This window comes from Hamadaea sp. NPDC051192 (genome assembly GCF_040682475.1).
In the GTDB taxonomy this organism is placed as follows: domain Bacteria; phylum Actinomycetota; class Actinomycetes; order Mycobacteriales; family Micromonosporaceae; genus Hamadaea; species Hamadaea flava.
In genome coordinates, this window is record NZ_JBFBAZ010000025.1 from 1 (window position 1) to 12,338 (window position 12,338).

The 12,338-nt window shown below is 69.7% G+C and carries 13 protein-coding genes; 4 read left to right on the forward strand and 9 right to left on the reverse strand.

Annotated features, from left to right (window positions below; all coding sequences use genetic code 11):
• From AB0M47_RS13445 to AB0M47_RS13455, 3 genes are all read right to left on the reverse strand, one after another.
• A partial coding sequence (locus tag AB0M47_RS13445) for a DUF885 family protein (RefSeq protein ID WP_363412547.1) occupies positions 1 to 512 on the reverse strand: 512 nt, incomplete at its 3' end.
• A gap of 73 nt (positions 513 to 585) precedes the next feature.
• On the reverse strand, positions 586 to 1,791 hold the full coding sequence (locus tag AB0M47_RS13450) for an alanine racemase (RefSeq protein WP_363412549.1): 1,206 nt from the start codon (positions 1,789 to 1,791) through the stop codon (positions 586 to 588).
• 51 nt (positions 1,792 to 1,842) lie between these two features.
• Complete coding sequence (locus AB0M47_RS13455) at positions 1,843 to 3,141, reverse strand: DUF4041 domain-containing protein (protein WP_363412550.1); 1,299 nt, start codon at positions 3,139 to 3,141, stop codon at positions 1,843 to 1,845.
• 451 nt (positions 3,142 to 3,592) lie between these two features.
• On the opposite strand from AB0M47_RS13455, the gene AB0M47_RS13460 reads away from it, so the two are divergent.
• Both AB0M47_RS13460 and AB0M47_RS13465 read left to right on the forward strand, forming a co-directional pair.
• Positions 3,593 to 4,135 carry a hypothetical protein gene (locus AB0M47_RS13460; RefSeq protein WP_253750812.1) on the forward strand — a complete coding sequence of 181 codons (543 nt, stop codon included), beginning with the start codon at positions 3,593 to 3,595 and terminating at the stop codon, positions 4,133 to 4,135.
• 16 nt (positions 4,136 to 4,151) lie between these two features.
• Entirely contained in the window at positions 4,152 to 4,544 is a 393-nt protein-coding gene (locus AB0M47_RS13465) for a VOC family protein (RefSeq protein ID WP_363412690.1), read from the forward strand.
• Here AB0M47_RS13465 and AB0M47_RS13470 read toward each other — a convergent pair.
• Both AB0M47_RS13470 and AB0M47_RS13475 read right to left on the reverse strand, forming a co-directional pair.
• Complete coding sequence (locus AB0M47_RS13470; protein ID WP_363412552.1) at positions 4,530 to 5,036, reverse strand: DUF402 domain-containing protein; 507 nt, start codon at positions 5,034 to 5,036, stop codon at positions 4,530 to 4,532. The genes AB0M47_RS13465 and AB0M47_RS13470 overlap by 15 nt on opposite strands.
• Before the next feature lie 72 nt (positions 5,037 to 5,108).
• A complete protein-coding gene (locus tag AB0M47_RS13475; protein ID WP_253750818.1) occupies positions 5,109 to 5,906 on the reverse strand; it encodes a helix-turn-helix transcriptional regulator in 798 nt (265 codons plus the stop codon).
• Between the two features lie 94 nt (positions 5,907 to 6,000).
• Here AB0M47_RS13475 and AB0M47_RS13480 point away from each other — a divergent pair, with 94 nt between their 5' ends.
• On the forward strand, positions 6,001 to 7,890 hold the full coding sequence (locus AB0M47_RS13480) for a glycoside hydrolase family 15 protein (protein ID WP_363412554.1): 1,890 nt from the start codon (positions 6,001 to 6,003) through the stop codon (positions 7,888 to 7,890).
• Positions 7,877 to 9,352 (forward strand): MFS transporter, encoded by a 1,476-nt coding sequence (locus AB0M47_RS13485; RefSeq protein WP_363412556.1) that lies wholly within the window; start codon positions 7,877 to 7,879, stop codon positions 9,350 to 9,352. Before AB0M47_RS13480 ends, AB0M47_RS13485 begins: the two co-directional genes overlap by 14 nt.
• On the opposite strand, the gene AB0M47_RS13490 is transcribed toward AB0M47_RS13485, so the two are convergent.
• From AB0M47_RS13490 to AB0M47_RS13505, 4 genes are all read right to left on the reverse strand, one after another.
• Positions 9,236 to 9,652: a hypothetical protein gene (locus AB0M47_RS13490; protein ID WP_363412558.1), complete on the reverse strand. Its 417-nt coding sequence runs from the start codon at positions 9,650 to 9,652 to the stop codon at positions 9,236 to 9,238. The genes AB0M47_RS13485 and AB0M47_RS13490 overlap by 117 nt on opposite strands.
• Positions 9,653 to 9,707: 55 nt before the next feature.
• Complete coding sequence (locus AB0M47_RS13495) at positions 9,708 to 10,766, reverse strand: saccharopine dehydrogenase NADP-binding domain-containing protein (RefSeq protein WP_363412560.1); 1,059 nt, start codon at positions 10,764 to 10,766, stop codon at positions 9,708 to 9,710.
• A 189-nt stretch (positions 10,767 to 10,955) separates the two neighbouring features.
• Entirely contained in the window at positions 10,956 to 11,714 is a 759-nt protein-coding gene (locus AB0M47_RS13500; protein WP_363412562.1) for a hypothetical protein, read from the reverse strand.
• Positions 11,715 to 11,789: 75 nt separating this feature from the next.
• Positions 11,790 to 12,323, reverse strand: coding sequence for a GNAT family N-acetyltransferase (locus tag AB0M47_RS13505; RefSeq protein ID WP_363412564.1), 534 nt, complete (start codon positions 12,321 to 12,323; stop codon positions 11,790 to 11,792).
• Positions 12,324 to 12,338 lie beyond the last annotated feature (15 nt).

Here is a 12,338-nt window from a genome sequence, read left to right on the forward strand (position 1 = left end):
GCGGCGACCTGGCCCCGGTCCGCCGCGAGGGCGAGGCTCTCGGCGTACCCGGCCAGGGCCCGAGGCACGTCGGCGAGCCGTTCGGCGACCAGCGCCCAGCCCGCTTCCCGATCGGCCGCGTCGGCGTCGCCCGCCGGGACGGCCGCGTCGACCGACTGCCGGATCATCTGCAGCGGCCCGGTCGCGGCGGCGTGCAGTTCGCGCAGATCCTCGCCGCTGTCGTGGAACTCGATCAGCGACTCCAGCCGCTCACCGAGATGGTCGAGCAACCGGCGATCGCGCTCGGACTCGGACTCGGACTCGGACTCGGCGGACAGCGCGCCGATCTTCCGCAACCCCGCCGCCGCGAAGTCGGCCCGCGCCTGGTGGCCGGCCGGGCTGTAGTCGGTCAGCCGCTCGGGCTCCTTCGCCCCGGCCTCCACGACCGCGCTGGTCGGATCGAGGACCGCGTACGCGGCCAGCAGCTCGTCGGCGAACCGATCCGCCTGATCCGCCTGATCTGCGGCCGCCATCACAACGCCGCCATCAACAACGCCGCCATCAACATTGCCGCCATCGACATTGCCGCCATCGACATTGCCGCCATCAGAAGTACGTCCGCAGCAGCTCGGAGACGGTGTAGTCGTCCTCGACGACCGGGATCACCGACCATTTGTCGAACGCGGTGCACGGGTGCGAGATGCCCAGGCAGACCAGGTCGCCGACGGCGACCGCGCCTTCATCGCGTACCAGCAGGTGCCCATGGTGATCGTTGAGCCGCAGGACTTCGAGCCCGTCCGCGGGCTCGACCCGCCCGTCGGCGCGGCGGACCCGCAGCGGGACCGGCAGGCCCTCGTCGTAGGGGGCCTCGCGCTTGCCCATGCCGAGGAGCGCGAGCCCGGGTTCGGGCGTGGCGAGCACCTGCGCCCAGATCTCCAGGGCGGCGTCGAGCGCCCCTTCCCCCGGTACGCGCAGGAACGGCGTCTTGTGCCGGTAGGTCCCGTCGTCGTGGGAGATGTACGCTCCGCTGCGCAGCACGAGCCTGATCTGCCGCCCGTCGAGCCACTGCCCGCCGAGGGTGGCCGTGACCAGGTCGAAGTACGCGCTGCCGCCAGCCGTCACGATCGGGTCGGCGGGGAGCAGATGGGCGATCGCCTTGGTCGCCGAGACCAGGCTGTCCAGAAAGGACTGTGCCGCTTCCGGCGTCGCCAGCAGTCCTTCGAACGACGAGATCCCGACGAGGTCGAGGGTCGGCGCGTCGTGCACGGCCTGTGCGACGGCGACCGCCTCGGCGTCGGTCCGGCACCCGGTACGCCCGCCCGCGTAACCCCATTCGAGCAGCACCCGGAAGTGGCCACCCGCGGCGGCCAGCCGTTCGACGGTCGCGACCGAGTCGGCGTAGACGAGGATCTCCGTGTCCTGCTGCGACCCCAGCCACCGCAGCGCCGTCGGGTCGACGACCACGTTTGCGAGCAGCACCCGCGGTACGCCGAGCGCCGCGCACGCGAGCGCCTGGTTCGGCGTGGCGACGGTGATCGCCCACGCGCCCGCGTCCAGCTGCGCCTGGAACAGCGACGGCGCCATGGTCGTCTTGCCATGCGGGGCGAACAGCGCGCCGTGCCGCTCGCAGTAGTCCGCGAGGGTCCGCACGTTGTGGTCGATCGCCGTACGCCGCGCGACCATCACCGGCCAGGTGAACGCCCCGCCGAACAGGTTGTGCCGGGCCGCGGCGAACTCGGTGAGCGTCACCGGCGGACCGGGCTGCCACACGCCCTTCGCCCGCCAGTCCAGATACTCCTCGGGGATCTTCATCCCCGCATTATTGCCTGCCAGACCGCCGCTAGGATCCCGGTGATCTTCAAATCAGCTGCTGTGCTCCGAGATATTGACCTCGCCACGCGCGCCGCTGGCCCGCCACTCCAACGCGTCAGGGACATCTCGATACTCAAGAAGGTGTTGACCGGCGATGTCTGTGAGTAGTTCGCGGACGCGCGCAGGCGTCGCGTAAAAGAACTCGCGTCGTTGGTTGACTCGGTTTACTCGCTCCGTGGCGAGCGCGGCGTGGAGCCGCGACTCCAGCGACACCGCATCCTCGCTGAAGATCACAGCGTGTGTATCGAACCGGAACGGCACAGACGCATCGCCGAGTTCGCGAATGCGATCGTCTGGTTCAAGCCGACGAGTCATTCCGATCTTGACCATGTCTGGTCCGAACGCGCCGATATTCGAAATCACGTAGACGTAGCCGGCTCGAATGTTCGCCTCGCGCGCATCGACGCTCGCGATGGCACCGTCAATCTCGCGCAGCTTCTCCTCCACGTCCGCCGCGCCCGAGGTGTCACCCTTAGCGACCAGCTTTGCCAGCGCGGACTGGTAATGGGCCTGTTCCTTGGCTAGCCTGGCTCGCTCACGCTCGAACTCAAGCGCGGCTTGTCGCTCCTCACGCATGCGTTCGCGCTCCTCACGAACCCGCTCCTTCTCCTCCTCCAACTTCGACCGGTAGTCGGCCGTCAGTTGAATTTCTTGCACACGCAGCATGTGATAGGCCGGCGCGATCCGAATGCTCATGGTCTTGCCCAGCTTCTCGATGGTCTGAGCGACTTTCGCGAGCCGTTCGATCGTGGTGTGTAGCCGGTGCGGCTGCACTCGCGCGACGCAGTTGTCCGCCTCGGCGTTGTACGCACGAAGCATCAGCTTCGAATACTCCTTGACCATCCGCTTGCCCTCGGCCAGCGAACCGTTGACCGTCCACCCAGTGGCCGCCTCGACTGCCTGATCCCCCCGTGCCCAGGTCTTGATCTGATCCGACAGCGAAGCGAGGCGCGCCTTATACGCCACTGCGTCCGCCAACGGATGCTGATATGTATAGATCCCCACCTCCTGCAGCTCGGCCTCGTTCGACGTACGGACGAGGTCCGCCCGGATCTGGTCGACTTGCGAGCGGAGTGTGACGGCCTCCTGCCGCAGAAGAGTGACGGCCCCTCGCAACTCAGCTGCCTCATTAGCCAACGCCGTCGCATCCAGGCCTAGGAGGCGATGAATCTGATCGCGAAGCTGGGCGTTCTCGTCCTCCAGGTGCTTCTTGCCTCGACCGAACAAGCCAGCGGAGCCAGTCGAAGGCAGTAGGCCATTTAGCGACGGCGCTGGCGCCGCACCATTCACCCGCGCCTCATTTGTTGGAGGCGCGATCGCCTGACTCGTATGGGCTGGAATTTCGGGCAGGGATGGGACTTCTGGCGCTCGCTGCGACTGCCTCGCGTCGATCCACCATTGCCACCCCGGAGGCGCCGCCGGCAAGGTCGGATCGGGCTGCCAGCCTGGCGGCGGCGTCCATCCGACCGGCGGTACAGGCCACCCAGGTGGTGGGTTGAATCTGAAGTCCGGCATACCTGCTCCTGCGGATTAACGCTGCGAAACGAGGCCGTAACGCTAACGTCCACAGCAGGTGCTTCCACAGCCCTGTACAGGCGACATCCGCGCCAAAGCGGCCACCAACGTCAGCTGTTCAGCGCCCGCCGGAAACCTGCTAGCCGACCCGAGACGATGCCGCCGTTCGCCGTCGGCGTACGCCGGTCCGTCGACGTATGCCGCGCAACGGTGTAATCATGTAAGCATGATTCGAGTAGTGAGTCGCGCCGAACAACCACCGCCGGCCGACGACGCCCCGGCCTGGATCACCGGCCTGCTGCCGGACGACTGGTTCACCGGACCGGCGGAGATCGTCATCGACCGCGACGAGATCCTCATCGTCGGCACCCTGGCCGAGCCCGCCCACGCGGCGGACGCGTCCGAGGCCGACCGGGCCGCCGCCGAGCGCGGCCGCATCGCCGCGTACCGGGAGGAGACCCGCGAGCGGCGGATCCGGTTCGCCCGGCAGATCGAGCACAAGTACCAGCGCAAGGCCGCCTGGGGCGTGGTCTGCGGCGGCACCCGTGAACTGTTCACCACCCTGTCGGCGCCGGTGATGACCCGGCTGCGCCAGCCCGACCGCCAGGTCCTCGACACGCTCGTGGACGCCGGGGTGGCCCGCTCCCGGTCGGAGGCGCTGGCCTGGTGCGTACGCCTCGTCGGCCAGCACGCCGACCAGTGGCTCGCCGAACTGCGCGACGCCATGACGGCGGTGGACGACCTCCGTAAGCGGGGACCGGCCCTCTAGGCTGGCTCCCGTGAAGATCGCGACCGGGACACTGCACCACATCGAACTCTGGGTGCCCGACCTCGAGCGGGCGGTCGCCGGCTGGGGCTGGCTGCTGACCGAGCTGGGCTACGAGCAGTTCCAGGACTGGCCGGGCGGCCGCAGCTGGCGGCTCGGCCCGACGTACCTCGTGGTGGAGCAGAGTCCGGCGCTGGCCGCCGGTGAGCACGATCGGCTCCGGCCCGGCCTGAACCACCTGGCCTTCACCGTGGTCGGGCGCGACCGTGTCGATCGGCTCGTCGCGGCCGCGCCCGAACACGGCTGGTCGCTGATGTTCGCCGACCGCCACCCGTACGCGGGCGGCCCGGAGCACTACGCGGCGTATCTGGAGAATGTGGACGGCTACGAGGTCGAGCTAGTCGCTGACTAGCTCGAGATACGGCAGGTGGGCGCCGCCGAACGGGCCACGCCGTTCGGCGACCGCACGCATCAGCCACTCGGCGGCAGCCGACGCGTTCGCGATCACGTCCGCGGGGTAGGCGTACTTCACCTGGTGCTCGGCGAACTCGTCCGCGTCGTCGAGCAGCACTCGCCCGTCCCTCATGCGGAGCACGTCCAGGTCGAGGTCGACCATGGTCACCTCGCGGGCGTGCGGCCACACCGCCGGGGTGGCGATGTCGCAGTAGATCTCGTTGCGCGCTCCCTGCGCGTAGAACGCCGCCGTCCACCAGGCGTTGTGCGGGATCAGGAGCACGTGCGCCCACTCCGCCTCGGTCACCAGGTCGTCATGTCCCTTGCGCACCACGCTCCCCTTGGTCGCGCCGAGCCAGATGCCGTGCTCGTCCTCGCCGAGGCGGCGCGCCATCTGATGCCAGTGCAGGGAACCGTCGTACTTCGTGTATGCCAGCCAGACTTCCGCCATGACGTGAAGCTAGCCGTCCTCCGCCCGGCTTGTCGTGCCCTTATCGCGCGTGTCTCATCGATCCGGCACGCTTCACCGCTCGGCTTGCCGCGCCCGCAGGACGTCGGCGGTGAACGGATCGGCCGGGAAGAAGGACTCGATCGCCAGTTCGGCCACGGTCACGTCGGCCGGGATGCCGAAGGTGGCGATCGTGCTGAAGAACGTCAGCTCGCCGAGCGGCGTACGCAGTCGCAGCGGCGTCACCACGTCGCCCGACCCGGGCGACTCCACCTCCGGCTCCGGATCGTCGCACGGGTACGCCTTCAGCTCCTCGTACAGCTCCAGCAGTTCGGGGTCGCCCGCGACGGCCGCCTGCCGCCGCAGCCGGGTGAGCAGGTGCGCCCGCCATTCGCCGAAGTTGACGATGTGCGGGGCCAGCCCGTCCGGGTGCAGCCCGGCGCGCAGGATGTTGGCCGGCGGTTCGAGCAGCCACGGGGCCACCACCGCGGTCATGAGGTCGATCGCGGCGTTGGCGTCGAGCATGCGCCAGAACCGGTCGGTCACCACCGCCGGATACGGCTCGTGGCCGGTCAGCACCTGGCGTACCGCCTGCCACACCCCGGCCATCCGGGGCGAGGTCACCTCGCTCTCCGTGTACGCCGGGGCGTACCCGCCGGCCAGCAGCAGCCGGTTGCGCTCCCGCAGCGGCACGTCGAGGTTCTCCGCGAGGCGCAGCAGCATCGGCCGGCTCGGCCTGGCCCGGCCGGTCTCGAGGAAGCTGAGGTGCCGGGCGGAGACCTCGGCGAGCCCGGCGAGGTCGAGCTGGCTGAGCCGGCGGTGGGACCGCCAGTGCCGCAGCAGTTCACCCACCGTGGGCGAGGACGCCGTCATGATCACTCCCCTTCTTCGCACCGACCTGGGCCAGTCTGCCCCCGCTTCGCCGATTCGCCGAACAGGGCCGCGGTCGCCGGGCAATGCTGAACACATGACGATGCCCATCGGCGCCGCCCAGGGCCCGGCCATCCATGAGCACGGCCTGATCGGCGATCTGCAGACCGCCGCGTTGATCGACACCAACGGAACGGTCGACTGGTTCTGCGCGCCGCGGTTCGACGGGCCGAGCATGTTCGCCGCCCTCCTGGACCCCGAACGCGGCGGGCACCTGCGCGTGGCGCCGGAGGGCGTCGAGTACGTGACCCGGCAGCTCTACCTGCCCGGTACGCCGATCCTCATCACGCGCTTCCTCAGCGAAGCCGGCGTCGGCGAGGTCATGGACTTCATGCCGATCGCCGAGGGCCACGGGAAGATCGCGACCGACAAGCACCGGCTGGTCCGGATGATCAGCGTCGTCCGGGGCAAGATGCGTTTCCGGTTCGACTGCGAACCGCGGTTCGACTACGGCCGCGCCCGGACCGAGGTCGACTTCAGCCCGGACGGCGCGGTGTTCCGGGGCGCGGGGATGACGGTCAACATCAACCCTTCGCGCAAGGATCGCGTCCTGATCAAGCCAGGGGACCTGCAACGCACGGAGCACGGCCTGACCGCCTTCGCCGACCTGGTCGCGGGCGACGTCGGCGGCATGATCCTCGAGACGATGCCGGACGGGCCGCCCCGCGTCGTCCCGCCGGAGGAGATGGTGGCCCTCTTCGAGCAGACCCGGGACTTCTGGCGGACCTGGATCGGCCGCTCGCAGTACCGCGGCCGATGGCGCGAGATGGTCGAGCGGTCGGCGATGACGCTCAAACTCATGACGTACGCCCCGACCGGCGCACTCGTCGCAGCGCCCACGGCCGGGCTGCCGGAGCAGATCGGCGGCGAACGCAACTGGGACTACCGGTTCACCTGGGTCCGCGACGCCTCGTTCTCCGTGTACGCCTTGCTGGGCCTCGGTTTCACCGACGAAGCGCAGCAGTACCTGGGCTGGCTGAACGACCGGGTCAAGGCGTCGAAGAACGGCCACCCGCTGCAGATCATGTATCGGGTGGACGGTTCGCCCGACCTCGACGAGGAGGTCCTCGGCCACCTGTCCGGCTACCGCGATTCGCGCCCGGTACGCATCGGCAACGGCGCGGCGGGTCAGCTGCAGCTGGACATCTTCGGCGAGGCCTTGGACTCGCTGTATCTGGCCGACAGCCACGGCCTGACCATCGGCAGCGCCGGCTGGACCAACGTCCGGGGTCTCGTCGACTGGCTGTGCGACAACTGGGACCAGCCGGACGAGGGCATCTGGGAGACCCGGGGCGGCCGGCAGGACTTCACCTACGGCCGGCTGATGTCCTGGGTGGCCTTCGACCGGGCGGTACGCCTCGCCCGTGACAAGGGCCGCCCGGCCGACCTGGAACGGTGGACCAAGCAACGCGACGCGGTCTACGAACAGATCCTGGACCGCGGCTTCCATCCCAAACGCGAGGCGTTCGTCCAGCATTACGACACCGACGTGCTCGACGCCTCCCTGCTCTACATGCCGCTGGTCGGCTTCGTCGCGCCCAGCGATCCGCTGTGGCAGTCGACGCTGCGCGCGATGGACAGCGAACTGGTCTCCGACAGCCTCGTCTACCGCTACGACCCCGAGGCCTCGCCGGACGGTCTGCGGGGTTCCGAGGGCACGTTCACCATCTGCTCGTTCTGGTACGTCGACGCGCTGGCGCGCTCGGGCCGGCTCGAAGAGGCCCGGCTGACCTTCGAGAAGATGCTCACCTACAGCAACCACCTGGGCCTGTACTCGGAGGAGATCGCCCCGACCGGCGAGCAGATCGGCAACTTCCCGCAGGCGTTCAGCCACCTGTCGCTGATCAGCGCCGCGATGAACCTCGACTTCCAGCTCGACCACGGCGCGGGGTGGGTCGAGCCGGTGCTGAGCCATGCGAGCCAATAGCCGCGCGCTCGTTCCGTTGGCTCTGGCGCAGTTCATCTGCAGCTTCGCCGGCTCCAACATGAACGTGATGATCAGCGACATCAGCCACGACCTGAACACGACCGTCGCCGGGGTGCAGCTGTCCATCACGCTGTTCCTCCTCGTCATGGCGGCGCTGATGATCCCGGGCGGCAAGCTGACGGACAAGTTCGGGCGTAAGCGCCTGTTCCAGCTGGGCCTGATCGTCTACGGCGTCGGCGCGCTGGCCTGCGCGGTCGCGCCCGGGCTGGGCGTACTGGTGCTAGGGAACTCCATTTTGGAGGGTGTCGGGACGGCGCTGCTCATCCCGCCCGTCTACATCCTGGCCACGTTGTACTTCACCGACCTGACCTCGCGGGCGCGGGCGTTCGGCATGATCAGCGCCATGGCCGGGGTCGGCGCGGCCGCCGGTCCGCTCATCGGCGGGCTCATCACGTCCGCGATCAGCTGGCGGGCCGCGTTCGTGTTCCAGGCGCTGGTCATCGTCGTGATCGTGGTCCTGAGCCGCCGGCTCACCGATCCGCTGCCGGCCCAGCCCGACCGCGCGTTCGACGTCCGCGGCACGGTCCTGTCCGCCGTGGGACTCATCCTGATCGTCTCGGGCATCCTGCTGGCCAGCAAGAAGGCCTGGCTCATGCTGCTGATGATCGCCGCCGGCATCGTCGTGCTCTGGTTCTTCTTCCGGCATGTACGCACAACGGAGGCGGCGGGCAAGGAACCGCTGCTGTCGATGCGGTTGTTCGGCAGCCGCGTCGCCAACCTCGGCATGATCACCCAGAACCTCCAGTGGCTCGTCCTGATGGGCACCTCGTTCGTGGTCGCCGCGTTCCTCCAGGTGGTCCGCGGCTACGACGCCATCCAGACCGGCCTGATCTTCACCGCCGCCACGGTCGGCATCCTCGGCACCTCGCTGCTGGCCGAGCGCCTGGCCAAACGGTGGCCGCAGCGTACGCTCATCGAGACCGGCTTCTTCGTGACCGTCGTCGGGGTCTGCGCCCTGCTGCTGATCGTGGCGTGGTCCACCGGCGGCGCGCCCGCACTCCTGCCGGGCCTGTTCATCATCGGCGTCGGCATCGGGCTGATGATCACACCGTCGGTGAACATCGTGCAGTCGGCGTTCGGCGAGAAGCTGCAGGGCGAGATCTCCGGACTGTCCCGCAGCGTGTCGAACCTGGGATCCTCACTGGGCACCGCCGTCGCCGGAACGGTCATCGTCGCCGGGATCACCCGCACCCCGGAGCGCTCGTACGCCCTGGCGATGCTCGTGCTCGCGATCGCGGCGCTCGGCGGCCTGCTCATCGCCGAACGCCTGCCGAAGGCGCAGCCGTCAGGCGGCCCCGCTGCCGACGGCACCAGCACCACTCCGGACGGCGGCGCGGACGCGACGCAGACCGAGGTACTGGAGATCGATGAACAACAGAACGGGAAGCGCCTGGAGGGCTGAGAGCGCGACGCCCCACCCGGTCAGCTCGAACGCGCCGCTGAACGCGACCGCCAGGCTGGCCGCGATCCACCCGACGTTGAGCACGATCACGGTCCACGCCCCGGCCGGGGAGATGTCCCGCTGAGCCGCGAGGATCGTGAGCCCGGCCGCCCAGACCAGCAGGAAAACGCCCACCCCGAGGGCGAACGCGGTCGGCGTGCCGAGCCACTCGTCGAGCTTGCCGCTCAGGGCGAGGATGACGACGCCGAGCCCGGCCGAGGCCCCGGCGTCCAGCCGCAACGCGAAACGCAGAAGATTCATGCGCCTACTGTCGCCGCCGGAGGTCATGACGTCGATTACCTGCCAGGTAATGGGCTCAGGACTCGGTGAGGACCATCTCGGAGGAGCCGGGGAGCGTGGTGACGTAGTCCGCCCCCATCAGTTGTGACGGTGTCCGGGCGCCGCTTTCGGCGTACCCCTCGGAAAGGAGCCGGACCACCACGGGCAGCGACGCGGAGACGGTGAGGTCGTAGCCGTTGGCCGTGGTGATCCGGGCGACGCGGCGCTCGCCGGGCGCGGTCACCTCGCCCCACACGTGCATCGGCCGCTTGGCGCGGGTCTCGGGCGACGGGCCGGGGCGGCTGCCCGCCCGGTTCTGCAGCACGCGCTGGACCGCGCCGAGTTTCAGGACCGGCCGCGCGATCTCGGTGAGCCGCAGGCCGCGGATCTGGCTGCGCGAGGTGGGCAGATAGACCTCGATGTCGGGGATGCCGGTCGTGCGGTACGCGCTGGCGACGTCGCCCCACGGGATGGCGACCGCGAGCTTCTCCCCCACTCCGAAGTCGACGGTGCGCGTCAGGCTGCCCATCGGGATCCTGGCGAGACGGCCGTTCCGGCGCACGCGGGTGCCGCCGACCGCACCCTCCACAGTGGTCTTCGCCGTGCCGGGCGACAACGCCGACCGGGTGTCGAACCCGAGCCGCAGATGCGTCGCGCCGGGCAGCGCGGCGGCCAGGGTCGCGGCCACACAGTCCGTCGGCACGACGTCGAAGCCGACCGCCGGGCAGATCACGATCCCGGCCTGCTGCGCCTTCTCGTCCAGCGAGTACGCGCGCTCCAGGACGTCGATCTCGCCGGTGATGTCGAGATAGTGCGTCCCCGTACGCAGGCACGCTGCGAGCATCGGCGCGGCGGTCTGCGAGAAGGGGCCGGCGCAGTGCAACACGACCGCGACGTCGCGCAGGCCCTCGTCGAGCCGGGCCGCGTCGGAGAGCGGGAACGCGCGCGCGTCGAGACCCAGCTCCGCCGCGAGCGGAATCAGCCGAGCCTCGTCCCGGCCCGCCAGGATCGGGGTCAGACCGCGTACGACGGCTTCCCGGGCGATCAGCTCACCGGTGTAGCCGTACGCGCCGTAGATCATCCACTCGCTCGCCACCCTCGCTCCCCTCCCTTGCCCCGCTCGCTCCCCGCCGCCCTCCCCGCCGCTCTCCCCGCCGCACGGGCCGTTGATCATGGAGTTAACTGTGGTCTCGGCGGCGTGTCAGGGGTGCAAACTCCATGATCAACGCATAAGGGGCCGGCGTCAACGGGGGTGCGCCGCGCAAGACTCGGGGCGGGCGAGCGCTCAGGGCTGGCGGCGAGCGACGGTCAGCACCTGGGTCGGGGAGTTCCAGGCGGCCGTGGTGAGCGGTTGCGGCTGCACTCGGGCCGGGGCGAGCAGGGACAACGCGTGCTGGGCCCGTTCGCCGGCGGCGTTGGCCTCCCGGCGCAGGCTGCGAGCCTGGTCGGCGGCGGCGACGTACGCCTCCCACGCGTTGCGTTCGCGCAGGGTGACCGTCCGGTACGCCGATTCGCTGGCTTGGCGTACGACCCGGCTCAGCTGGCGCTCCTGGTCGGCGAGCGGGCGTTGCGGATCCCAGCCGTCGCGTCCGGCGACCGCGTCGCCGAGGGCCAGCGGGGAGACCTGCCCGCGCAGGGCCGCCTCGGTGACGATCCGGCGGAGGTGGCGTACGCGGCCGGACAGGTCTTCGTCCTGCTCCGTCTCGGTTTCGACGGCGGCGGCCAGGGTCAGCCGGCGCCAGCGTTCGTCGGCCGCGTCGTACGCCTGACCGGCCTGTTCCAGCTCGGCCTGGGCGGTGTGCCACAGCTCCCGGAGCCGGGTCTCCCGCGCGCCGGCGCGGTCGGCCGCGACGGTCACCTCTCCGGCGTACCGGGTGGATTCGACGGCCAGGGTGGACAAGCGTTCTCGCCGCAGGACCGTCGCCGTGCGCAGCCGGGCGGTGTCACGTGTCCACCGCCGAACCCCGGGGACGATCAGCCAGCCGGTGGCGTAGACGGCGAACAGGACGAGCAGAAACCACAGCGCAGCGACGTTCGGTACCACGCGAATAACCTACAGCTTTCGCTGTTAATCCGCATCAGATACGACAAGTCCGTTCGTCCACTCTGGACACAGTGGCTACGCCAGTGGCTTGATGAGCAGCTCGAACTCCAGATCGTCGCGCTTGGGCAGACCGAAGCGTTCGTCGCCGTACGGAAACGGCGTCGTCTTGCCCGTACGCGTGTAGCCGCGCCGGGCGTACCAGGCGATCAGTTCGTCGCGGACGGAGATGACGGTCATGTGCATCTCGCGTACGCCGAAAGCCGTGACGGCGACGCGTTCCGCCTCGGCGATGACGGCCTTGCCGACGCCGCCGCCCTGGAGACCCGGGCGGACCGCGAACATCCCGAAGTACGCGTAGTCGCCCCGATTCTCGATGTGGCAGCAGGCCACCAGCTCGTCCGGCCGGTCCGGGACGGCGGCGACCAGCACCCGGCTGTCGGCGTCTTCCAGAAGGCCGGCGACCTCGTCGGCGTCGGTCCGCTGGCCGTCCAGGAAGTCCGCCTCAGTGGTCCACCCCGCCCGGCTGGCCTCCCCCCGGTACGCCGACTCCACCAGGGCGACGAGGTTCGGCACATCGGACTCGGCGGCGAACCGGAAGGAAAGATCCATCCGCCCAGCATAGGC